The sequence below is a fragment of the Herpetosiphon sp. genome (assembly GCF_003512625.1).
In the GTDB taxonomy this organism is placed as follows: domain Bacteria; phylum Chloroflexota; class Chloroflexia; order Chloroflexales; family Herpetosiphonaceae; genus Herpetosiphon; species Herpetosiphon aurantiacus.
Genome location: NZ_DOPT01000029.1, coordinates 27,502 through 50,531, shown reverse-complemented (window position 1 = coordinate 50,531; position 23,030 = coordinate 27,502). Strand labels below are relative to the sequence as shown.

General features: G+C 50.8%; 18 protein-coding genes. 10 read left to right on the top strand and 8 right to left on the bottom strand.

Annotation, left to right across the window (positions count from 1 at the left end):
• Window positions 1–3 precede the first annotated feature (3 nt).
• The 4 genes from DEF47_RS06800 to DEF47_RS06785 all read right to left on the bottom strand — a co-directional run bounded on the left by DEF47_RS06800 (window position 4) and on the right by DEF47_RS06785 (window position 4,030).
• Window positions 4–489 carry a PaaI family thioesterase gene (locus tag DEF47_RS06800; protein ID WP_012187569.1) on the bottom strand — a complete coding sequence of 162 codons (486 nt, stop codon included), beginning with the start codon at window positions 487–489 and terminating at the stop codon, window positions 4–6.
• 86 nt (window positions 490–575) lie between these two features.
• Entirely contained in the window at window positions 576–1,241 is a 666-nt protein-coding gene (locus DEF47_RS06795) for a pyrimidine 5'-nucleotidase (RefSeq protein ID WP_012187570.1), read from the bottom strand.
• Window positions 1,242–1,454: 213 nt separating this feature from the next.
• Window positions 1,455–1,751: a hypothetical protein gene (locus DEF47_RS06790; RefSeq protein WP_041303760.1), complete on the bottom strand. Its 297-nt coding sequence runs from the start codon at window positions 1,749–1,751 to the stop codon at window positions 1,455–1,457.
• Between the two features lie 416 nt (window positions 1,752–2,167).
• A complete protein-coding gene (locus DEF47_RS06785; RefSeq protein ID WP_012187572.1) occupies window positions 2,168–4,030 on the bottom strand; it encodes a beta-propeller domain-containing protein in 1,863 nt (620 codons plus the stop codon).
• 178 nt (window positions 4,031–4,208) lie between these two features.
• Between DEF47_RS06785 and lysA the strand changes: the two genes are divergently transcribed.
• From lysA to DEF47_RS06765, 4 genes are all read left to right on the top strand, one after another.
• The gene (gene lysA / locus DEF47_RS06780; protein WP_012187573.1) at window positions 4,209–5,540 is read left to right on the top strand and encodes a diaminopimelate decarboxylase; all 1,332 of its coding nucleotides are present in this window, start codon (window positions 4,209–4,211) and stop codon (window positions 5,538–5,540) included.
• Between the two features lie 136 nt (window positions 5,541–5,676).
• Window positions 5,677–7,614 (top strand): DNA primase, encoded by a 1,938-nt coding sequence (gene dnaG, locus DEF47_RS06775; protein ID WP_012187574.1) that lies wholly within the window; start codon window positions 5,677–5,679, stop codon window positions 7,612–7,614.
• A gap of 15 nt (window positions 7,615–7,629) precedes the next feature.
• Window positions 7,630–8,832 carry an RNA polymerase sigma factor RpoD gene (gene rpoD / locus DEF47_RS06770; RefSeq protein ID WP_012187575.1) on the top strand — a complete coding sequence of 401 codons (1,203 nt, stop codon included), beginning with the start codon at window positions 7,630–7,632 and terminating at the stop codon, window positions 8,830–8,832.
• A 437-nt stretch (window positions 8,833–9,269) separates the two neighbouring features.
• On the top strand, window positions 9,270–10,256 hold the full coding sequence (locus tag DEF47_RS06765) for a TerC family protein (protein ID WP_012187576.1): 987 nt from the start codon (window positions 9,270–9,272) through the stop codon (window positions 10,254–10,256).
• A gap of 54 nt (window positions 10,257–10,310) precedes the next feature.
• Here DEF47_RS06765 and DEF47_RS06760 read toward each other — a convergent pair whose 3' ends face one another.
• Together DEF47_RS06760 and DEF47_RS06755 are read right to left on the bottom strand one after the other, a co-directional pair.
• Entirely contained in the window at window positions 10,311–11,435 is a 1,125-nt protein-coding gene (locus DEF47_RS06760; RefSeq protein ID WP_012187577.1) for a DUF418 domain-containing protein, read from the bottom strand.
• 32 nt (window positions 11,436–11,467) lie between these two features.
• Window positions 11,468–12,058, bottom strand: coding sequence for a TetR/AcrR family transcriptional regulator (locus DEF47_RS06755; protein ID WP_012187578.1), 591 nt, complete (start codon window positions 12,056–12,058; stop codon window positions 11,468–11,470).
• Window positions 12,059–12,445: 387 nt separating this feature from the next.
• Between DEF47_RS06755 and DEF47_RS06750 the strand changes: the two genes are divergently transcribed.
• The gene (locus tag DEF47_RS06750) at window positions 12,446–13,771 is read left to right on the top strand and encodes an alpha-L-fucosidase (protein WP_012187579.1); all 1,326 of its coding nucleotides are present in this window, start codon (window positions 12,446–12,448) and stop codon (window positions 13,769–13,771) included.
• Between the two features lie 182 nt (window positions 13,772–13,953).
• Here the strand turns inward: DEF47_RS06750 and xseB are convergent, their stop codons facing one another.
• Complete coding sequence (xseB, locus tag DEF47_RS06745) at window positions 13,954–14,160, bottom strand: exodeoxyribonuclease VII small subunit (RefSeq protein ID WP_012187580.1); 207 nt, start codon at window positions 14,158–14,160, stop codon at window positions 13,954–13,956.
• Window positions 14,161–14,171: 11 nt separating this feature from the next.
• Complete coding sequence (locus DEF47_RS06740; protein WP_012187581.1) at window positions 14,172–15,236, bottom strand: type III polyketide synthase; 1,065 nt, start codon at window positions 15,234–15,236, stop codon at window positions 14,172–14,174.
• Between the two features lie 390 nt (window positions 15,237–15,626).
• On the opposite strand from DEF47_RS06740, the gene DEF47_RS06735 reads away from it, so the two are divergent.
• The 5 genes from DEF47_RS06735 to DEF47_RS06715 all read left to right on the top strand — a co-directional run bounded on the left by DEF47_RS06735 (window position 15,627) and on the right by DEF47_RS06715 (window position 22,953).
• Window positions 15,627–18,026 (top strand): hypothetical protein, encoded by a 2,400-nt coding sequence (locus DEF47_RS06735; protein WP_012187582.1) that lies wholly within the window; start codon window positions 15,627–15,629, stop codon window positions 18,024–18,026.
• Window positions 18,027–18,413: 387 nt separating this feature from the next.
• Window positions 18,414–20,654: a protein kinase domain-containing protein gene (locus DEF47_RS06730; RefSeq protein WP_012187583.1), complete on the top strand. Its 2,241-nt coding sequence runs from the start codon at window positions 18,414–18,416 to the stop codon at window positions 20,652–20,654.
• Between the two features lie 61 nt (window positions 20,655–20,715).
• On the top strand, window positions 20,716–21,615 hold the full coding sequence (locus DEF47_RS06725; RefSeq protein WP_012187584.1) for an amidohydrolase family protein: 900 nt from the start codon (window positions 20,716–20,718) through the stop codon (window positions 21,613–21,615).
• A 234-nt stretch (window positions 21,616–21,849) separates the two neighbouring features.
• Window positions 21,850–22,566, top strand: coding sequence for a thioredoxin (gene trxA / locus DEF47_RS06720; RefSeq protein WP_012187585.1), 717 nt, complete (start codon window positions 21,850–21,852; stop codon window positions 22,564–22,566).
• Between the two features lie 159 nt (window positions 22,567–22,725).
• Complete coding sequence (locus DEF47_RS06715) at window positions 22,726–22,953, top strand: MbtH family protein (RefSeq protein WP_012187586.1); 228 nt, start codon at window positions 22,726–22,728, stop codon at window positions 22,951–22,953.
• Window positions 22,954–23,030: the final 77 nt, after the last annotated feature.

Below are 23,030 nucleotides of genomic sequence, written 5' to 3'. Positions count from 1 at the left end.
TGCTCACTCCTTGGGATAATTGATAATCGCAAATGTGCCTTGACCTAAAGCCAATAATTCGCCAGCTTCGTTGACCACCCGCCCGGTCAAAATGCCAAACCGCGTGGTGCGTTCGACCAATTCGGCGGTAGCGATGATTGTGCCAGCAACGATTGGCCGCAAGTAGTTAATTTTCAATTCGAGCGTGGCGCAACCCAACGGGCGTTCGAGCGCAGTCCAAAATGCGCCACCCATGGCGGTATCTAGTAGGCTATAGGCTACGCCGCCGTGAGCGATACCAGCCGGATTGTAATGGCCTGGGTCGATCTGCAATGAGCAACGCGAGAAGCCAGGCTGAACATCCTCATACACCACGCCTAAACTCCAAGTAAAGCCGGCTCCATGGGCTTGGTGCTTGCCGATGCGCTTGATTAACGTCAGGGCCAATTGCTGTTCGCGCTCGTCCATGCGGGCCAAAAGTTGTTGGGTTTGCTCCAAAAGTGTGGTCATGGCAACACCTTAAAAAAAGCCTATGGCAAATCCATAGGCTTATGATTGAAGGACATTTGTTGATTAATGTAGCACAGAATAATGCGTTAGGCCGCCAAATCCAGCGGCACACCACAGCGTTCATGGATGGCCAAGGTGCCAGCCAGGACATTCGGCACAATAATATCAGCAAAGGGATGTTGGGTGTCAGCGGGTGCAATCAGCACTGTGGTCATACCCAAGCTCTTAGCGGGAGCCAAATTGGCCATGGTATCTTCAAATAACACACATTCATGGCCTTGAGCGTTCAGCGCAGTCAAAACCGTGTGGTAAGCACTAAAATCGGGCTTGGCCAAAAATTCAAAGGCCCGAATATCAAAAATTTGGGCAAAATGGTCGTGCAAGCCCAGCCGATTGAGCACGCGCACCGCATGTTCACGCGGCGAGTTGGTGAAAATCACTTTTTGTAAGGGCAAGGCTTGGAGCGCAACATGCAACGTGCCATCATCAGGCAACAGCACATCAAGGGTTAATTGATGAATAAATGCCAAATATTCTTCAGTTTCGACAACGCCATGGTGTTTTTGTAAGCCCGCCAAGGTTGTGCCATATTGCTCATAATAATGTTGGCGCAAGCGTTGGGCTTCCTCGCCGGCTAAATGTAAATGCTCTTGAAAAAACAACCCAATCCGATCATTAATCTGTTCCATCAGCCCCGATGAGTCAGCGTAAAGGGTGTTATCTAAATCGTACAAAGCAAAACGAAGCGTCATTGGAGCCTCCTTCGACAACATCAGTGCTGGTTGCAATACCTCAACAAATCAAGCGATCAGCCAAAACCTCAAATTGAGGGTTTTTCTAGTCTATCACGCAGATCAAGAGGCCTGTGTAAATGGCATGTTAAGAAATGGGCTTAGTTTGGCTAAACCTTTAGCTGTTGCGAGGAGTTGCGCCGTTGCACATTGGACTTTCTCGATAACGCTAGATTAGGCGATACAGTCTCGTTCGCCAAATAAATCGTGGAGTGATTGAGGGTCGTTGGCGCAGGGATGAGGGTGTTTGGCAAGATAACAATCGGGCATCAGCCATGGTGGCAACAATTGCGGTGGCGCTAATTCGGCGTTCCAGCCTGCCGTATAGAGCGCATCGAGGGTTTCGTGATAGGCTTCGACCAACATTGGGCGACGAGCCGTGTTGGCAAAGCGCCACCAGTTCGCTAGCTCGGCCAAATGCTCAAGCAGCTCGTGTTGGCGTTGATAGCTTAAATCGTATTCTTGCATCATGGGGTTGCTCCTTTGTGCTGGCCTCTCGCAACGAGAGGGGCTAGCGGTCAGGCTGAAAATCAAGCCACCGCCGATCATCAAATATCTACCTCCGCATGGTTGAGGGTGAACTATGGGGTGCAAACAAGGGTTGTATTGGGTATAGTACCCTACTTTTTAGCCAAACGACAACCTGATCAAAGCTGAATTCTTGGTTCACTCTCTGCTCCGATCGCTGATTGTCCCTACCAATTCCCCAACTTCGTGCTCTTCGTATTCTTCGCGGTTGCCATTCGTTTGTCGCCTGACCTCTCTACTCGATAGCAAGTGCTATTCCGCCAGCGGTTTTCCAGGGTTCTGCGCATGCGTCGGCAGTAATCTAAAAAGCCCCACGTCTAGGCAACTAGACGTGGGGCTGAGGAGTGGGAGTTTTGAGCTTATTGGCCCCAAACATTCCAGCGATCATCAGCGCTGTTGTTGGTCAATTGTGCTTGACCAGTGCCATCGGTGTTCATCACATACACATTCCAGTTGCCATCGCGGTTGCTATCGAAAGCGATTTTGGTCCCGTCGAGTTTCCACGAAGGAGCACCATCTTCGGCGCTGCTGTTGGTCAAACGGGTTTGGTTCGTGCCATCAGCATTCATCAAATAGACTTCGCTGTTGCCATCACGGTTTGAAGTAAAGACGATTTTGGTGCCGTCGGGCGAAACCCGTGGGAAGCCATTATCGCTGGTTGTGCTGTTGGTCAAATTGACCTTGTTGCGCAATTCCAATGAAAGATATGGATAGTCATTACTTGGTTGATCAGCCAACCAGTTCAGTTCGGCGCGATAAATATTGTATTTGGCGTTCGTGCCACAGTTCGAGGCCCAGTAGAGATAGCGACCATCAGCACTCCAGCTGGGGGTTTGATGGTCACAATCATCAAGCGTTACTTGAGTTTGGCTGGCCCCGTTGGTATAGCTCACAAAGATTTGCGGCTTACCCGAACGATCTGAGACAAAGGCCATTTTGCTGCCGTCGGGCGAAACTGAAGCATTGAAATCGTTCGATGGAGTGCCAACATAGCCTTGGTAAGGCACACCTGGAGGGGTGGGCGTACCGTCGGTGTAGGTCACACGGGTCATCGTACCATCAGCGCCGACCGTCCAAATTTGGCGATTGCTGCCATTGCCACGGCGCGAATCGACGAACAATTTAACTTTGCTTGGGTCCCACGAACGTACCCATGAGTATGGCACGGTTTCTTTGCTATCGTTGCTAGCATACAACAATTGGCTGCTGCCATCGCCGTTCATGGCGTAGGTATCCCATTCGGCTCCACCATCGCGCTTTGAACCAAAAGCAATTGGCAAGCTCGGTTCTGAGCTATTCCATGGTGTTCCCAAATGGCCGTAGCGCCATTGGAAGTAGTGCTGACCGACGTTGCCCATTTCGACTTGATAGGCGGCATCGTTGGTTGGGGTATAGGTCAAAATCCGTCGTTCAAACAATTGCACCAACAGATCTTTTTGCACGCCGCCAACTGTGGCTTTGACCCAGTAGGGATCACTAATTGGCAAGCCCATGGCGCTGGTCCAATCGACGATTGAGCCATTGGTGCGCTGACCATTGACGATAATTGGGCCAGTGCGATTCAAGAAATCCCAAAATACTTGCGGAATATTATGGCCAGTTGTCGCGTTGTAAACGACAATTTTGGTTTGATCTTTGTAGGCATCGCGTAAATCGTTGCGGGTTGATTTATTGCCCGATTTATCGATCGCATCGGCAATTGATTGATCGCGGCGATCTGGATCACGGTAGCCGTTGTTGTTGTAGGTTGAAACCGCTGCGAACGAGGCATAGGTTGGCGAATTGCTGTTAGTTTGATAGCCATCGCCAGCAACTGGCACACGGTCGGCAGCAGGGCGAATAGCGTTATCATAGGCGTTATCACCAGTTTTCAATTGGCCTGATACTAATTCAACCACCAACAAACCATTGGTTACATCGGTGTTACCGTTGATTCCATTGATTTCCATGCGAGCTTTATCGAAGTATTGCACGCGGCGTAGGCCATTTGGCGATTCACGGTAATATTCGTTATAATCAAACCACGGCCCAAAACCCCAATACAACGAGCGCCCATCACGAACCCGTGGATCATCCGACCGTCGCCAGACTTCTTCGAACTTGGGTGAGACAAAGGCTGAACGATTGGCCCATGGAGCAGCGTTGGCATGGCCATTGAACAACGTACCAACCATAACTAAAGCGCTAAGTAGACCAGTTAAGCGAACCTTCAATCGAGACATTGCGACTTCCTCCTAAGCAAAAGAACCAGTTTCTCGATCCGTCATCTACGGCATCTGGGTCTTACTATACAATGGTCATGGTGCAAACCATATTGTACAGATCTGAGATATCTGTCATAAAAGCTTGTTAAACCTGATAAACCTATTTTTCATCTAGCCAAGCCACGAGGATGAGCCAATGGAACACGCCGAAGTTCGTCGCATGCCTAATGCCCATGTTTGGCCAATCAGTGCCAGTGTTGTTCATGAGCGCTTGCAGATTGCTAGTTGCGATCTGGCGGCGCTAGCGGCTGAATATGGAACCCCGCTCTATCTGCTGGATGCTGAGACGATTCGCACGATTGCAATGCGCTATAGTGCCGCATTACGCCATGCCTATGGCAGCAATGTCAGCATTCACTATGCCAGCAAAGCCTTGTTAAATGTAGGCGTGGCGCGATTAGTGCATTCCTTGGGCTTGGGGTTGGATGTGGTGTCAGGTGGCGAATTGGCAATTGCCCAACGTGCTGGAATGCCGCTCGACCATGTTCATTTGCACGGCAATGGTACACCACCAGCCGAATTAGCTCAAGCGGTCGAGGCGGGAATTGGCCGAATTGTGGTCGATAATCTTGATCAGCTTAAATGGTTGGCCGATTATTGCGCCAAACGCCCAACACCCCAAACGATTCTCTTGCGCATCGCTCCCGATGTAACGGCGGGAGCACACGCCCATATTCGCACTGGAGCCGCCAGCGCTAAGTTTGGCATGCCGCTTGATGATGGCACTGCTGCCGAGGCTGTGCGCTTAGCATTACAAGCACCAGGCTTGAATTTGGTTGGTTTACACGCCCATATTGGCTCGCAAATGCGCGATTGGGCCGCCCTGCGCGAGATGATTGGGCGTTTGTTGGCCTTTGCCGATCAGCAACGCCGTGAGCGAAGTTGGCTTTTAACTGAATTCAGCCCGGGTGGTGGTTTGGCGGTGGCTTACATGCCCAACGAGCAAGCTGGCGATATCGAAACCTACGCCAATACGATTGCCAATGCTGTGCGTTTAGGCTGCGAACGCTACCAAATTCCGCTGCCACGCTTGATTATTGAGCCTGGCCGATCATTGGTGGCGCGGGCTGGCGTGGCTCTGTATAGCGTAACTGGGCACAAAACGGTGGTCGGTGGTAGCGATTATTTGCATATTGATGGTGGAATGGGCGATAATTTGCGGCCTTCGTTGTACAATGCTCAGTATACCGCTGCGTTAGTTGCTCGTCCCTGTGCTCCGCCGATTGCGCCCGTTCAATTGGCCGGAAGGTTTTGTGAGTCAGGCGATGTCTTAATTCGTGAAGTAGCGTTGCCTGCTGCCGAAGTTGGTGAGCTTGTGGCAGTGCCTGTCGCGGGAGCCTATACACTCAGTATGGCCAGCGCGTATAATGGCGTGCCACGCCCAGCCTTGGTTCTGTTAGATCGAGGTCAGGCGATGCTCATTCAACGCCGCGAAACCTACGCCGATTTGATGGCGCGGGATATTTAGCGTAAAGGGATCAGGGGCTAGGGGTCAGGGATCAGGGACTAGCTTTAAATGCTGGTTTTGTGCTCTTCGTGGTTAAAAAAGGAGCCAATGATAGGTATAGCGCCGAACATACCTATGTTCTATGCTCTAAACAATTATGAACTCAGTTATCGACGATATTAAAGAACGCATTGACATTGTGTCGTTCATTAGCGATTATGTGCCGCTGCGTAAGGCGGGGCGCAATTGGGTGGGCTTTTGCCCATTCCATTCGAATACCCGCACGCCAGCTTTTACGGTGTTTGCCGATAGTAATAGCTACCACTGTTTTGGCTGCAAAGCCAGCGGCACAATTTTTGATTTTCTGATGCAGCGCGAGGGCATCGACTTCCCTGAGGCACTGAATCAACTTGCGGCCCGCGCAGGAGTGCAATTACGCCAGCGTACCGCCCAAGATGACCAAGAAGATGTGCTGCGTTCGCGCATGCTGGAGTTGAACGCCGCCGCTGCCCGTTTTTGGAGTCATCAATTATTACAATCGCCCAAAGCGGCTCATGTGCGTAGCTACATCGAGCAACGTGGGCTTACCCCGCAAACTGTTGAGCAATTTCAGTTGGGCTATGCTAGCGAAGATTGGTCAAGTTTGCTGGGTTACTTGCACGACCGCCACGGAGCCAATCCGAGTGAAGTGGCCGAGGTTGGCTTAGCCTTGGAACGTGAACAGGGCGGCTATTATGATCGCTTTCGTGGGCGTTTGATGTTTCCAATTCATAATGCCAAGGGCCAGATTGTAGGCTTTGGTGGGCGGATTTTGGGCGATGGCCACCCCAAATATATCAACTCGCCGCAAACCTTGCTGTTTGATAAAAGTAGCCTGTTGTATGGGCTATTTCAAGCCCGCGAGACGATTCGCAGCACTGATAGCGTGGTGGTGGTTGAGGGCTATGTTGATGTGATTATGGCCCATCAAGCGGGCTTTCGCAATGTGCTAGCGCCGATGGGCACAGCCTTGACCGATGTGCATGCCGGCCAACTCAACAAAATGACCAAGCGCATCACATTGGCAATGGATGGCGATGCTGCTGGCCAGTCGGCGGCCTTGCGTGGCTTGGAAACCTTGCGTGAAACGCTCGATACTCATGTGCGGCCTGTGCCAACTGCTTCGGGCATGTTGCGCTGGGAGCGCGAGCTTGATGCCACCATCAAGATTGCCCTGCTGCCTGATGGGCGTGACCCTGATGATATTGTGCGCAACAACCCTGAGGAATGGCGCTCGCTGATTGCCAATGCTCAGCCGTTGATGGATTTTTATCTGGCAACTTTGACGAGAGGCTTGGATTTGAATAGTGCCAAAGGCAAATCGACAGCAGTCGAGCGCCTTACGCCTTTGCTCAATCAAATTGCCGATCCAGTTGAAAAAGCCCATTATATTCAGCGGCTTGCCAACCAGATCAAGATCGATCAGCGATTAATTGAAGGATCAATTGGTGGCGACCAACCAGAGCGTCAGCGCAAACCCAACCATCGTCAAAGCCGCCCCGCTGCACCACCACCAGTTTTTTCAATCTTAGAGCAGGAGGCACGGCGCGAAGATTTTCTTTTATCGTTATTAATTCGCTTTCCCCAAGTGCAAGCAGTGGTTAGCGAACAACTACGTGATGATTTAGCCGCAGCGCCAACCCTGCGCGAGTTGTGGAGTGGCGATGTGAGCGAACTTTTTGAACGAGTCGAAAATCGTGTATTATGGGATCTGTGGCGCTCAGCCCAGGCGATGGCTACTCCCAATCCAATTGAATGGCTTGAAACGGTACCTGCCGAATTGCAAGCCCATGGCGAACGCCTACTTAATTGGGATCATGCTCCACCAACCCGTAGTTTCCGTGTGACTCGTGAGGCCGAGGAATGTTTGCGCCCGTTGCGCCACCGTTTAGGCAAGCGCTGGAGCGACCGCCTTGGTCAGATAATTGCCGCCGCCGAACCTGATCAACAGGAACGATTGCTGGAGCAAGCCATGGCCATACAACATTATTTGCGTGCGACTTCGGAACCGCGTCGCAGCAGCTATTTTCTTGATACCCGTGATTCGCTCAAATAATTAGAGGAGGAACAGATGGCTCTTGACGATGAAATCCTCGACTCTGAGCTTGCGGGTGATGAAACTGACGATTTTCCCGCTTTACGCACACTCAGCGATCTTTTAGCCACTGGCAAAAAACGGGGCTATGTTACGCCTGGCGAAATTCAGCAAATTATCGATTCGCAGCGTGACGAGGATAAACAACTCGAAGAAATTCGCGATACCTTGCAAAAGGCCAATATTCGAGTCGAGGAAACTGGCGACGACGACGATGAAATTACGGTCAGCGAAAACCCTGAAGCCGATTTTTCCAATGAGGGCATCAGTGTCAACGACACCGTGCGCTTATATTTGCGCGAAATCGGCTTAGTGCCTTTGCTCAAAGGCGAGCAAGAGGTTGAGCTAGCCCGTGCTATGGAAGATGGCGATAAAGCCCAACAAGAGTTGATCGAGAACGATCATACGCTTTCGGATGTTGAACGCCTAGCCTTGCGCCGCCGCATCGACCGTGGCGAGCAAGCTCGTGAACACTTGACCACCGCCAACTTACGTTTGGTGGTCAGTGTGGCCAAAAAATACATTGGCCGTGGGCTTTCGTTACTCGATTTGATTCAAGAAGGCAATGTTGGCTTGATTCGCGCGGTCGAGAAATTCAACTACACCAAAGGCTTTAAGTTCTCTACCTACGCCACTTGGTGGATTCGCCAAGCAATCACGCGGGCAATCGCCGACCAAGCCCGTACCATTCGGATTCCGGTGCACATGGTCGAAACGATCAACCGTATGATGCGCACAGCACGGCGTTTAACCCAAGAGAATGGCCGCGAACCTAGCGATGAAGAACTGGCCCAGGCACTCGATCTGACGGTCGAGAAAGTGCGATCAATTCGCAAAACCTCGATGGAGCCAGTGTCGCTCGAAACCCCAGTTGGTCAAGAAGAAGATAGCCAACTTGGCGACTTCTTGCCCGATGAAAAACTTGAAGCGCCTTCCGATGCAGCTTCGCATCAGATGTTGCGCGAACAAGTTGCTCAGGTACTCGATCAACTGACCGAGCGTGAAAAGCGCGTGTTGAAGCTACGCTTTGGGCTAGAAGATGGAACCCAACGCACACTCGAAGAAGTTGGCAAAGAATTTGGAGTAACTCGCGAACGAATTCGCCAGATCGAGGTGAAGGCGCTGCGCAAACTGCGTCACCCGCGCTTTGGCAAAAAACTCCGCGATTATCTGGAATAAATCGATTTAATATTAACCACGAAGGACACGAAGAAACACGAAGATAGGTACTTCGCGATCTTCACGTTCTTCGTGGTTACAAACCTTGCTTCTCACTCGGATTCCCCGACCCCTGACCCCTAAACCCTTACGCTCTATGTTCTATGTTCTATTCATGGCACGCCGCTTGCAAAAACCTATTTGACATCAAACCCAACTCAATGTAGAGTTGATGGGTAGCAAAATACGAACTGCATGGGGAGTAGCCACCCGCCTTTCGGGGCAAATAGTCGTCAGTACGGAGTTAATTGCTCCCGGCTATTTGCACGTGATCAATGAATGTTCACGTCGGCAAGACCATCACGACACGTTTCTTTCTTATTCGTGCCGTGTGGTCTTGCGCGGCGTTTTTTTATGCCTCGCACCACTGGCCAAAACAAGTAGCGGAGGCGCATTCGATGGATATTGGAATTTGGCCGTGGGTTGGGTTTACGATCTTTGTATTTGCGATGCTGGCGCTCGACTTGGGCGTGTTCCATCGCAACTCGCACGAAGTTTCTGTCAAAGAAGCAGCAATTTGGAGCGTCGTCTGGATTTCGCTGGCGTTAACCTTTAACGTTGGTTTGTATTTCTGGCAAGGCGGTGATGTTGCGCTCAAATTCTTGACGGGCTATCTGATTGAGAAATCGCTGAGCGTTGATAATATCTTCGTGTTTGTGCTGATCTTCTCGTATTTCCAAGTGCCAGCCAAATATCAACACCGCGTTTTGTTCTGGGGTGTGTTTGGGGCGCTCGTGATGCGGGCCATCCTAATTTTTGTCGGGGCCGCCTTGATCGAACGCTTTGAATGGATTATCTATGTCTTCGGGGCGTTCTTGATTTACACTGGGCTTAAAATGTTTCGCCAAGGTGAAACCCATCTTGATCCCGATAACAATCCAGTCGTTAAATTAGTACGCAAAGTGTTACCTGTTACCTCAGAGTACCACGGTGAGCATTTCTTTACCCGCCATGCTGGTAAATTAATGGCCACGCCATTATTCTTGGTCTTGGTTTTGGTTGAAGCCAGCGACTTGATTTTTGCGGTTGACTCGATTCCAGCGATCTTTGCCGTGACCACTGATACCTTCCTGGTCTATACCTCGAATGTATTTGCGATTCTTGGCTTGCGTTCACTCTACTTCGTTTTGGCTGGGGTGGTCGATAAATTCTACTATCTCAAGTATGGTTTGGCCGTGATTTTGACCTTCGTTGGTAGCAAGATGTTGATCATCGCGTTAGGTTATCACGTTCCAACTCCTGTTTCGTTGGCGGTAATTATTGGTGTGTTGGCAGTTGCGGTAATTGCTTCGCTGCGCCGTGCCAAACGCCTCGAAGGTGTTGATACACCGTTAGATAACCCAGTTACCAATAAGCCTGTGATCAAACCCGATAGCCAAGTCTAATCCAAGTTGATGCAACGCCCCCAATCTTGCAATAGATCGGGGGCGTTGTTGATTTTAGCTGGTGGCCCAACGCAGCACTGTTTCCAATGGGCCATTATTGAAGCGTTTTTTCCACCAAACCGAGCAGCCAACCGCTAATCCAAAGAAGCCTAAGGCCAACCAGAGCGACGTTGCAAGGCTCTGATTCTGATAAAAACCAAGGCTGGTCAACACACCCAAGCCAATTACCACATGGCCGATATACCAGGTCAGCGCCAATTGGCCAGTTGCCGCCAAACCATGAATGATGCGGCTAGCACCAAATAATTGACTTAGCTGTACACAACTCATGATGATTGCCAAGGCCACACCACCAGCCGAGAGCAAAAATAAGGGCATTGGTGGAATTGAGCCAGTGCTAAACAACAATTCGGCATCTGCCTGACCCAATATTGGCCAAACGTTGCTAAAAACGTAGGTTAATCCAATCGATCCAATTTGTACGCCCAGCGCCACACTTAGCCCAATCCAAAATAAGCGCCAACGCACGTGCGCAGCTTGCACGTTTTGGCGGCCAAGCCAGATACCAAAGAAAATCAGGCTAGTCCAAGGGAACACACTGCGGAAGCCATCAAAAAATAGATTGCGCAATCCGCCTTTGATCGTCCATAAATTAGTGTATTCGAGGGTTGTCCAATCCCAGTTTTGGTTGAAATTGAAGCGCAACATCAGGCCAACAAAGGCCAGCATAAAGCCTAAGGCCAAGCCCAAAATTCGCCGATTTGAGCTTTGAAACAGCCAAGCAATCAGCAAAAAAGAAACCCCATACACCCGCAAAATATCGCCTGGCCAGATTGTTAGGTTGAGCAAGCCCAAGCCAAGCAGAAATAAGCCACGTTTGGTCAACGTCCAGCGTTTGGCTTGAATTGCCTCAGAGCTAGGATTAGCTTGGGTACGGGCGATCAAACTCAAGCCAACCCCTGCCAAAACGACAAACAAGGCCGCCGCGCGACCCTCGCAAAACTGCACAATCAAGCTAAGCAGGCCATTGGTTGTGGGTTGTTCGATGTTGACGAAGGTTAATGCGAAGTGCACAATCACCATCGCTAAAATTGCCAAGGCTCGTGCTACGTCATAACCAACAATCCGTTGCGAATCTTTGACCACATTTGTGGTCTTGGAACGGGATACAATTGCCATAATACCTCTCCAAGTGCCATGAATTCCCGCAATTAAAATCGAGTGCCAGACAACAGATATTTAATCGTGTGTTTGAGGCCAGCGGCATATAGGGTTAAATCATGTTCCGGATACAAACCCTTGCGCCAAGTTAGTCCATCGATCAGCATAATGATTAAATCGGCGATCTGCGGCAAATCTAAATCGGTTGGTAATTGCCCACGCTGTTGCGCCAGACTGAATAATTCAATCAATGCTTGATGATTGGCCTGATCGCTCTGCCGAACCAAGCTGGCAATCCGTGGATTATGTATGGTTTCCGAGCCAATTTCGGCGCTAAGCTCAGCATACAGCGGTGAATTAATGGCTGCCACCAACTGATCAACCAGCCAATCCAGCCCTTGCCATAAATTTGGCAGAGCACCAACTTGACGCAACAAGTCGCTCATATCGCGGCTATCGTCTTCGACAAAAGCCGCGATAATTTCATCTTTGCTGCGATAGTAGCGATAGACCGAGCCTGGGCTAAGCTGAACTTCGCGACAAATATCGTCCATGGTGGTCTGATGAAAGCCGCGCCGTGCAAAACAGATCGCTGCTGCATCCAAGATTTGGCGCTGGCGAGCTTGGGCTTTGTTGCTCATAGCCAAATTAAACTCCTAGCTAGGAAAATGCGAATGAACGTTCATTCGCATTTTATAAGAAAGAAGCTATTTTGTCTAGAGTGATCAACGAAGGAATCAAAACCGCGAAGAACGCGAAGTTAAGCTTTTAGCCACGAATTGCACGAAGGATGAGGGGTTAGGGATCAGCGGTTAGGGATCAGGTTCATGTAACGTGTTTCAAGCTGCTGACCCCTGACCCCTGAATCCTAATCCCTACTATTTGCCTTCTGCCTTCTGCCTTTTGATTTCTGCCTTCTGCCTTCTGGCTTTATCAAGAATTTCTGCGTGTTTTGGGCTAGGCGCAGGGCCAAAAATCGCTATGATAACGCTATCACACGAATAAGTTTAGCAAAGGAATCAATCGTGATGACCCATGAACATCCGCTTATTACGGCGCGAAATCAGCGCACTGAATGGTTTTTGGCAGCACGCTTTGGCATGTTTATCCACTGGGGGTTATATGCCATTCCGGCACGCGGCGAGTGGGTACGCAGCCTAGAGAAAATCAGCAACGAAGCCTATCAACCCTACTTTGAGCAATTTAACCCAACCGAGTATCAGCCACGCGAATGGGCCAAGCTGGCCAAGGCGGCTGGTATGCGCTATGCAGTGCTGACTGCCAAGCATCACGATGGCTTTTGCCTTTTCGATAGCCAACTAACCGACTATAAATCGACGAATACTCCAGCCGGACGCGATTTGGTGCGCGAGTATGTTGCGGCCTTTCGGGCTGAGGGTTTGCAGGTTGGCTTATATTATTCGCTGCTCGATTGGCATCACCCCGATTATCCTGCCTTCGACGACGAATATCATCCGATGCGTGGCAACGAGGCCTATCGTGATCAGCCGCGTGATTTTCAGCGCTACCTCGATTACATGCATGGCCAAATTGCCGAATTGCTGACCAACTATGGCAAAATTGATATTATGTGGTTCGATTTTTCGTATGGTGATCTGCATGGTGAGGCTTGGCGAGCCAGCGAGTTGATCAACAAAGCTCGTTCGTTGCAGCCAGATTTAATTATTGATAATCGTTTGGCGGCGAGTGGCGAGGGCAATAATAGCTTTGGCACGCCAAATCCCGAAATCTATGCTGGCGATTTTGCCTGCCCTGAACAGTTGATTCCGCCAACTGGTTTGGTTGACCAGTTTGGGCGTTCAGTGCCGTGGGAAGCCTGTATCACGCTCAATCAGCATTGGGGTTATTCGGCCAGCGATCGCGATTTCAAATCGTCGCGCCAAGTCGTGCATGGCTTAATTGAATGCGTCAGCAAAAATGGTAATTTGCTGCTGAATGTTGGGCCAGATGCCAAGGGCCGCATTCCGGCTGAGTGCCAGCTGATTTTGCAAGAAGTTGGGGTATGGATGGCCGAGCATAGCGAAAGTATTTATGGTTGTGGTCGGAGCCAACTGGAAAAACCTGAGTGGGGACGCTATACCCAACATGGCTCCACCATCTATGCCCACATTTACGAGCGCGGGATTGGCCCGATTAATTTTCGCGGCTTGAATGGCAAGGTCAAACGTGCTCGCCTGATCGCCGATAACTCCGAGGTTAAGCTTGAATTGCCGTGGATTGCCAAGGACTACGCTGCCGATTTGTTTTTGAACTGGCCCTCGGCTCAATTGCCCAACCAAACCGCGACCGTTGTGGCGTTGGAGTTAGACGAGGGGCCAGAGGCTAGGGGCTAGGGGCTAGGGGCTAGGAATCAGGCATTTAACGCAGAAGGTTGAGGGGTTAGGGATCAGGGGCTAGGGGTTCGCAACTTGAAACAAGCTGCATTAACTGATCCCTGACCCCTGATCCCTCGTCCTTCGTGCCCTTCGTGTTCTTCGTGGTTAAAAACTGATCCCTGAGCACTAACACCTAGAGCCTATTCAGTGGAAATCAACTGCCCATTGATAATTTGCTGCACGCGCAGCTCGGCGTTTTGCAACAATTGATTGCATTGGGCCGCCAGAACCATCCCACGTTCATAATGACTCAAGGCTTGTTCCAATGGTAAATCGCCTGCTTCGAGCGCATGAACCGTTTGTTCCAACTCATGAAAGACCGTTTCATACGATAGATTGTTTGACATAATAAATCTCCTTATTCGCCGCGAATTAATCCCAATTCGGCACTAAAACCAGGCCCGAACACCGCCAATAAGCCATATTCATCCTTGGCTAGAGGTTGGGCGGCTAAGGCTTGCTGCATTACAAAGAAAATGGTAGCCGACGACATGTTGCCATATTCGCGCAAGACTGCTCGCGAAACCGCCAAATCGGCATCGGCGAGATGCAACGATTCTTGGTAGGCTTGCACGACTTTTGCCCCACCAGGATGCAATAAATAGCGCCCAAGATCGGCTTGACTCAGGCCATGTTGGGCCAAAAATTGTTCCAACAAAGGGCGAAATTCTTCGCGCACAATCGAGGGAATCCGCGAAGAGAATACGACCTCAAACCCTGAATTAACCACATTCCAGCCCATAATTTCAGCGCTGTCGGGATAAAGATGACTCAGTGTGCCAACAATCTGGCCCAAGCCCGACCCACGCGGAGCCACCTGATCGCCTTCGAGCAGCACGGCGGTCACTCCATCCCCAAACAGTGAAGTGGCAATCAAGTTGCGTTTGGAAAAATCATCGGCGAGATAGGTCAGCGAGCAAAATTCAACATTTATTAACAAGACCCGCTGATTTGGCTCAGCGCGGAGATAATCGAAGGCCGTGTTGAGACCGCCCAAACCGCCAGCGCAGCCCAAGCCCCAAATTGGCGTGCGGCGCGTTTGAGGTTGCATGCCAAGCCGCTGCATCAAACGCGCATCAAGGCTGGGCGCGGCCAAACCAGTTGTGGTCACCACCACCAAATGATCAATATCGTTGGGCGTGAGATCAAGTGGTTGTAAACAGGCCTCAATCGCTTGGCAACTCAAGTTGAGGGCTTCTTCGATAAAAATAGCATTGCATTCAGCAAAACTGCGCGGTTCATGCCACCACTCCAAGGGCCGTACCAAGTAGCGTGTATCGATTTGGGCATGGCGAAAAATCGTCAGATAGCGCTGAATTTCGGGAAACGCTGGAGCAAAGCGCTGGGCCACCAACTCTTGCACCGCCCGCTGTGGTACGCAATACTGGGGCACACCTAGCCCAATTGCTTGGATTCGTGGCATCATCGTTCCTATCTACTAGAGGCTGCTTACCCGCTGAAGCAGTTGGCGGTTTAACTATAGCATGGGCTGAATCAGAACATAGAGCGTAGAGCATAGAACATAGCGATTATGGATCAGTTATTGGAGACTATAAGTTATTGACCCACGAAGGACACGAAGAGCAGGAAGTAATTAACCTTCGTGGTGCTTTGTGCCCTTCGTGGATCATTCTGGCTTTTGACTTTTGACTTTACCTGCTTCTTTCAAAAAACGATAAAATATAGTAGGATTAGCACAACAGCGCAGCGCGTCAAAACAGGCCCATTTTAATATTTTGACAGGCTGCCCACGCTCCTCTATCATGAGGTCATTAATTTTTCGCTATCGAGCATGTGGTGTGGATGGGGTATCATGGATTCGCAGCAACAGTTCACCGCTGCCTCGCATTTGACTGCCGATAATTTGCGTAGTATTGCGCATTCGATCTCGATCAGTCAGGTGTCGCGGTTGTCGTTGCCGGAGATCGATGCCGTTGTTGACCAAATCTCGCGGGTCGTGCCTGCTGGTAATGTCCCCGGGGTGATTTTAAGTGGCTTGGCGAAGTTGACGGGCCGTCGTCCAGCAGGCAATGTCATTAAGCGCGATGTAAATTTGCTGTTTCGTGGGGTTGAGCAAGCCCTCGATAAAGCGGTGTTTAGCACGTTCTTTGCTGGGCCGGCTGCGGTTATTTGGGGTTACCAAAAACTGCTCGAATTGGCTGGCAAAGATCCGCAAGATGCGTTTCCGGAAGGCACATGGCAGTTTTATGTGGGCTATGCCTTGCGCGAAGATACTGCCCGCCATGCCAACGAAACGATTGGCTTCGATGAAACCCTGAACGATCATAAAATTAATTTGCCACCAATCGACCGCATGACCGCTTGGGTTATGGCGGCGATTCATATTCTGCATAGTTACCCCGATTTGCTCGAAAACGAATGGCGTGAGCGCGTTTCGTTGGCCTTGCTGCGCGATCTGACCAAGGTTAATCCTGAAACTCGTCAGTTTGCCGATTTATATAATCAATGGGAGCGCCAACGCCCTTATGGCCGTGGCCCCGATGTTCAATCGCAAGAAAATTATGCGCTGTATCGCAAACGCAAATTCGATGAATTTATGGCCGAATCTACCCGCGATTTGCCCAAAGAAATTCGCGAACGTTGGGGCAAACAGTTTCAGCGTGCTCGCGAAATCGCCTTGCCAGCCTATCAACGCCAAATGGCCCTGGCAGCCTACCTTGATCCCACACCCTACAACGAAAATATGGTAGCTTTGCCACGCCAAAGTTGGCATATTGGCTTAATTTGGCGCGGCCATTATTATTTGATTCCTGCTTGTGCGCCCAATAGCACTCGACCCAATGATGTAAGCAGTGTGCGCAGCCAAATTGCTGCCTTGTTAGCCAGCCCAGCCAACCATGCCCCAACTTCATTAATTCCTTTGGCAACCACCAAACGCACAATCTTGCCCAGCATTTTGGGTAAGTTGCGGCCTGAAACCAGCCAACAACTTGAGGCCTTGCGTTGTGCACCAATTTGGTTTAATGCTGATGGCCGACCGCGCCATTTGCCCTTAGCCGAGTTGCGCCTGACCGAACGTGGACTAGGCGACCACGGCCTGACCTTGATCGATACTGGCTCAAGTATGGTCTTTGATCAATCGCATATTTTCTTCGATGGCGCTTGGGGTTCAGCCGTCGCCGAAATTATGACCCTCGAAGCCTTGGCTTGGGCGGTCTATTTGCGTGGCCAACCAGCGCCAGTCGCGGGTACGGTACGCCCCTATGCACCCAATATTGAACTCAACGACGAAGAAAAACAGATTCTCGCTGATAGCCCCAAGATTGTGGCTGAAGCCAGCGCCGAATCAATCGGGGTTGATCTGAAGAAGATTTTGGAATTGCGCAAGTTGTTCAAGCAGCGTAACGACCAAATTCGAATTACAGTTAACGATATTTTGGTGCTCTATCGGGCAATTCATGCGGTTTCCTACAAGCCTAATCCAGAGTTGCAAGCGTCATTGCAAGAAGCCTCCAACGATGCCAATCTCAAAGCAGCGGTCGAAGCAACGATCACGGCGTTCGAGGAATCGCTGGCTAATCCGGCAATTCTCATTCCGGTTGATGGCAGCATTCCCAATCCCAGCGATCGACTGCACCCCATGACCTTCGAGGTTCCGCTGGAAGAGCTGGAAATTAGCAAATTGCATGAACGCGCATTAAGTTTGCTCGATCAAGCGCGGCAAGAGTGGCGAGCGGAAGTCTGGGATACCTTTGAGGCAACCCAAAAGCATTATTTGGCGACGATTGCTGGCTTTGGCGAGGTTTCAGCCCGCGCCAAAGATATTGCCCAATCGGGCGAAAGCACTTCGTCAGGAGCCTTGCGCTTGTTGGCCCACGTACCGATGGCTTTGCAACGCTTGCTCGATGCGATTCCTGGTAAGTTCGATGTGCTCAACGATTTGATCAAAGGCCGCGAGGTGCTTTCAAATGTGGGCGCGGTGGCCGATACCAGCTCATTAACCCGTTTTATCACTGCCAAAGACGATAACGAGAAAAAAACCTTGGCTTGGGGTGTTATCACCGATGCCAATGGGGTAATGCACGTTTCGCTACGCGACTTTCGCCCACATGTTGGCTTGTTTGTGGCTGCTGGACGACGCGATTTGGCCCGCCGGATCGCCAACGATTATCTTGAAAGCTATGTTAATGGTCTCAATCGCTTTATCAGTGAATTGACCAAAATTACCCAAGGCCGCCATAGTCGCCAATAACCAAGGAAGAACTTAGAATATAGATATAATGGTTCATGGATTAGCAATCAGTTTTCGTTCCCTCACCCCAACCCTCGCCCACTGCGGCGGGCGAGGGGAGCACTCGAGCGGTTCCCCCTCGCCTCGCGTGCGGGAGAGGGGGTCAGGGGCTAGGGATCAGGCGATTGGTATAAGATGATAATCAAACAAATCTGTACCAATCTGTGGCTAAAATAAATCGTCGTGGATCGATTCTTTAACGCAGAGGCACAGCGGGAATTATGAAGAATGAGGGATGGAGGATGAGCAGCTTATTCATGTAATTCGTGCAATTCGTGGCTAGACATATCATTCGTGCTTTTCGCGGTTTCAGCCTTTTTTACTTTTTGAATTTAAGTTTGGCACATTATGACTGATGATCTGATTGGGAAACAACTCGCCAACTTCCGCATCGACCGCGTTCTAGGCCGTGGTGGCATGGGCTTGATTTACGTTGGCCACGATATCAAGCTTGATCGGCCTGTGGCAATCAAGGTGATCGATGGTCGTTATCGTCAAGTGCCAAGCTATGCCGAGCGTTTTGTGCGCGAAGCCCGCGCTATTGCCACGTGGCGGCACGAAAATATTGTGCAGATCTACTACGCCGACGATACTGACAACCTCTATTATTTTGTCATGGAATATATCGATGGCGTTGATCTCTCGAAAGTTTTAGCCCAATATACCAGCACCAACAGCCTCTTGCCTCATAGCGCCGTGATGCACATTGCCCGTAGTTTGGCCAGTGCGCTCGATTATGCCCATAAAAAGGGCGTAATTCACCGCGATATCAAGCCATCGAATGTGATGGTGGCCCATGATCAGCGGGTCGTGTTGATGGATTTTGGCTTGGCGCTCGATACTCAGCTTGGCTCGCAGGGCGAAGTTTTTGGCACGGCCCACTATATCGCCCCGGAGCAAGCACGGCGTTCGGCTGATGCCATCCCCCAATCAGATTTATATGCCTTGGGCGTGATGTTGTATGAATTGTTGACTGGCTCGGTGCCATTCGATGATCCTTCGGCAACCAGCGTAGCCTTGCAACATCTTACTCAGCCGCCGCCACCGCCCCAAGAGAAAAACCCCAAGCTGAATAATGCTACAGCAGCAGTGTTGCTCCAAGCTTTAGCTAAAGCCCCAGCCGAGCGCTTTCAAACGGGCGCAGAGCTGATCGCAGCCCTAGAACAGGCTTTGGGGATCACAGGCAGTCATCAACTTGCGGCCAATGCCAATGCTGCGCCTGGAGTGCGACCACCTTCGCAACCAGGAGCCTTGGGCTTTGCCACTTTCGACCCCGAAAAACCTTTGGAAGGCCAATATCTCGATGGCTATCGGGTTGAAGCCTTGCTGGGTCGTGGTGGCATGGCCAATATCTTTCGAGGGGTTGATGTGCGGCTCAATCGCACCGTCGCGATCAAAGTGATCGACACGCCCTTCCGCAACGATCAAAGCTATGCCGAGCGTTTCAATCGTGAAGCCCAAGCGATTGCCCAACTTGAGCATCCCAACATTGTGCGGCTCTATCACTATGGCGATTCATATGGCCTGTTGTATATGGTGATGGAGTATATCGAGGGCGATAATCTGCACAAGGTGATCGAGCAAGTGCGGACTAGCGCCCAAGAATGGACTCCACGCACACTCTGCCGCATGATTCGTGAAGTTTGTGCTGCTTTGGATTATGCCCATAGCAAAGGCGTTATCCATCGTGATGTCAAACCATCGAATATTATGATCAACAAAGATGGACGGGCGATTTTGGCCGACTTTGGCTTGGCTTTGCTGACCGAAGTTGGCACACGCGGTGAGATTTTCGGTTCACCACACTATGTCGCGCCTGAACAAGCGATTTCTTCGGCCAAAGTTGTGGCTCAAACTGACCTCTACAGCTTGGGCGTAATTTTGTATGAGCTTTGGACGGGCCAAGTACCATTTGACGACGCTGATCCATTGGCGATTGCGATGTTGCATATGGCCGAGCCACCCAAAGCCCCGCGCTCGATCAATCCGGCGATTTCGGCCCAACTTGAGGCGGTGATTCTCAAAATGTTGGCCAAAGATCCGGCTGAGCGCTTCCCAACTGGTTTGGATTTAGCCGAAGCGCTCGAAGCAGCCTTGGGCATTTCATCGACTGGCACTGGCGAATATGTGCGCAGCCAAATCACGCCGGTGCTGGATCAAGCGGTCAATGCCCCCAGCACCCCGGCAATTTCAAACCCAACGCCGCCAGTGGTCGCCAGCGAGCCAAAAACTCCAACCACTCCGACTGCGCCTAAAACGGCCAGCCAACCGATTCCCAACGTCATTCCTGCAGAGTCGGTGCCAACGCCGCCAACCCCCGCGACCAAATATGAAAAAGCGTCTTCTGAGCCAACTAAACGGCGGGTACAGCCATTGCCGCCAACCCCAGCCGCCGTGGCCAAAGCCCCAGAGCCAACCAGTGCGCCAACCATGCCCATGCCACCCGCCGATAACACCATTCGCGAAGCACCAGCGCCGCGTTTGTATACCAATCGTCAACAACGCAGTAATCTGCTGATTATGGCGATTGGGGTGATTGTGCTGATTACGTTCATTGTGATTATGTGGCAGTTGATGAGTATGATCTAGCAGGTTGGATATGGGCATTAGTGCTACTATTTGAGCAGAATCGCCTTAGTAGGAGTGCTCAATGTATACCAATGCCCATACTCACTTAGAACTTAGCGCCTTGGCCGAGGTTTGTCCCACTGGCCAAGAATTCGGCTCATGGCTACAAACCATGCTTGCGCGGCGCATGCAGCTTGATAACGCTACCCTCGAACGTGGTATCCACAAGGCTATCGAACAACTCCAGCAAAACCAAACCACCACAGTTGGCGATATTTCAGCCACCCGATTAAGCATCGAACCCTTGCTCAGCAGCGGCTTGGCGGGCGTGGTCTATCTCGAAGTGCTGGGCTTTGATCCAACGGTGGCGCTGGAGCGATTGAGCGCCGCCCAACGCGAAATCGACACATGGCGCAAACGGGAAACCGCCATGAAAATTGGCTTGAGCATTCATGCACCCTATAGTTGTGCGCCAAGTTTGTTCGAAGCTGCGGCGCGTTGGTGTCGAGCTGAAGCTGTGCCTTGGGCCATCCACATTGCCGAATCGCCTGCCGAAGTAGCTTTTTTGCAACAAGGCATTGGCTCATTACGTGAACTCAACCGCCGCATAACCCCCCATATCGAATGGCAAGCTCCGCAATGTTCGCCAATCGCCTATCTCGAACGCTTGGGCGTGCTCGAAGCCCAGCCTGTGTTAGTGCATGCCGTCCAAGTCGATGCCCATGATCTGGCGTTAATTGCTCAATATGATTGTGCTGTCGTGCATTGCCCGCGCTCTAACCACAACCTCTTATGTGGGCGCATGCCGCTTGAACAGATGCTGGCCCAAGGCATTCGGGTTGGCTTAGGCACTGATAGCCTGACCTCCGCCCAATCGCTGGACATGCGCGATGAAATTAGCTTTGCTCAGCAACTTCATGCCTACAAAGTTGCGCCAAACATCATTGAACAATTAGCAACTCAACCGAGCATTTTGGGCTAGCTAAAACAAAAATTTACCAGAATCCATGCTCTGCTGCACACTATAAATTGTCCTTTAGGGGGTGCAGGGGGATGAAAACACCCTGCGTTCCCCGCCTTGAGGCAGGGCGGAGGGGTGGTGATCACAATCAATTAAATTTAATTCAATAAAAAAGAATAAACATTGACAGATTGCTAATGCAACGAGCTGTGGCAGCGTGTTACACTCAAACCAGTAACACCAAGGAGGTCAGCGATGACATTCTCAACCCCAATTCATACCAACGATCAAAGTTTCGAGCGCGTGCTCAATACTGGGTATCCCTTGATGGTCGTGTGGAGCAGCAAAACCGATCCTCAGAGCCAAGCCTTCGATAAAGTGCTGAATCTTTTGGCGATTCAATTTGAAGGTCGGGCCTTGATCGTCAAAGTCAATCCTGAAGAAAACCCGAAGCTTACCAAGGATTATGCAATTAGCGCAATTCCAAGTGCTGTCTTTATTCGCCAAGGCGAGGTACAAGGCCGTTGTGTTGGCGGATTGAGCAAAGAGCAATTGCAGCCTGTACTTGAGGCCTTAGTCAATGGCCAAGCCTTGGGTAATCTGCCGAATGCGGCTAGCACACCGCTAACACCAGCAGCAGCGGTTGCAGGCGGCTCAACCCCATTGACGCTGACTGATGCCAATTTTGAGCAAACCATTCGTAGCGGCCAAACTGTACTGGTCGATTTTTGGGCGGCTTGGTGTGGGCCGTGTCGGGCGATTGCGCCTTCGATCGAAAGCTTAGCCAAAGAATTTGCTGGGCGAGCAGTCGTAGCCAAATTGAATGTTGATGAAAACCCACGCATCGCCCAACGCTTCAATATCCAAGGCATTCCAGCCTTGTTGGTGTTCAAGGGTGGCAAAGTGGTCGAACAAGTCACTGGAGCACAGCCCTTGCCTGCATTGCGCCAAGTCCTAGCCCGTCACGCCTAAATTTGGCTATTGCTAGGCCATGAAGGCATGCGGTAAAATAAAGCCACGTTGCAGCACAAGCATTTGTGGTGCAAGCCGCATCCTCGCAATCGCCCTAGCTGCTGCAATTATCAAAATTTACCAACAGCGATGTTGGCCTATGATGGAGGGTTCTTGACCATGGGTTGGAACGAAGAAGAAGATACCACTATCTACAAAGTTGTCGTGAATCATGAAGAGCAATATTCGATTTGGCCAGCCGATCGTGAAAATCCACTTGGCTGGAATGATGAAGGTAAAGTTGGCCCAAAAGCTGAATGTTTAGAGCATATCAAACAAATTTGGACGGATATGCGCCCCTTGAGTTTGCGCAAAAAAATGGAAGAACTGGCTCGCGAAGGCCAATAATTGGTTTGTAAAGGTCAATCCCTGACACACCCAACGACTATCCTACAAGGGTAGTCGTTTTTTCGTGCAAGGAGCCT

Bases quoted from the DNA above. Each gene is read 5' to 3' on its own strand.
- DEF47_RS06740 (WP_012187581.1), bottom strand. From the start codon at position 15,236: ATGCCACGAATCCAAGCAATTGGGCTAGGTGTGCCCCAGTATTGCGTA.
- dnaG (WP_012187574.1), top strand. From the start codon at position 5,677: ATGAACTCAGTTATCGACGATATTAAAGAACGCATTGACATTGTGTCG.
- DEF47_RS06785 (WP_012187572.1), bottom strand. From the start codon at position 4,030: ATGTCTCGATTGAAGGTTCGCTTAACTGGTCTACTTAGCGCTTTAGTT.
- DEF47_RS06755 (WP_012187578.1), bottom strand. From the start codon at position 12,058: ATGAGCAACAAAGCCCAAGCTCGCCAGCGCCAAATCTTGGATGCAGCA.
- rpoD (WP_012187575.1), top strand. From the start codon at position 7,630: ATGGCTCTTGACGATGAAATCCTCGACTCTGAGCTTGCGGGTGATGAA.
- DEF47_RS06735 (WP_012187582.1), top strand. From the start codon at position 15,627: ATGGATTCGCAGCAACAGTTCACCGCTGCCTCGCATTTGACTGCCGAT.
- DEF47_RS06750 (WP_012187579.1), top strand. From the start codon at position 12,446: ATGACCCATGAACATCCGCTTATTACGGCGCGAAATCAGCGCACTGAA.
- DEF47_RS06795 (WP_012187570.1), bottom strand. From the start codon at position 1,241: ATGACGCTTCGTTTTGCTTTGTACGATTTAGATAACACCCTTTACGCT.
- xseB (WP_012187580.1), bottom strand. From the start codon at position 14,160: ATGTCAAACAATCTATCGTATGAAACGGTCTTTCATGAGTTGGAACAA.
- DEF47_RS06790 (WP_041303760.1), bottom strand. From the start codon at position 1,751: ATGATGCAAGAATACGATTTAAGCTATCAACGCCAACACGAGCTGCTT.
- DEF47_RS06730 (WP_012187583.1), top strand. From the start codon at position 18,414: ATGACTGATGATCTGATTGGGAAACAACTCGCCAACTTCCGCATCGAC.
- DEF47_RS06800 (WP_012187569.1), bottom strand. From the start codon at position 489: ATGACCACACTTTTGGAGCAAACCCAACAACTTTTGGCCCGCATGGAC.
- lysA (WP_012187573.1), top strand. From the start codon at position 4,209: ATGGAACACGCCGAAGTTCGTCGCATGCCTAATGCCCATGTTTGGCCA.
- DEF47_RS06765 (WP_012187576.1), top strand. From the start codon at position 9,270: ATGGATATTGGAATTTGGCCGTGGGTTGGGTTTACGATCTTTGTATTT.
- DEF47_RS06725 (WP_012187584.1), top strand. From the start codon at position 20,716: ATGTATACCAATGCCCATACTCACTTAGAACTTAGCGCCTTGGCCGAG.
- DEF47_RS06760 (WP_012187577.1), bottom strand. From the start codon at position 11,435: ATGGCAATTGTATCCCGTTCCAAGACCACAAATGTGGTCAAAGATTCG.
- trxA (WP_012187585.1), top strand. From the start codon at position 21,850: ATGACATTCTCAACCCCAATTCATACCAACGATCAAAGTTTCGAGCGC.
- DEF47_RS06715 (WP_012187586.1), top strand. From the start codon at position 22,726: ATGGGTTGGAACGAAGAAGAAGATACCACTATCTACAAAGTTGTCGTG.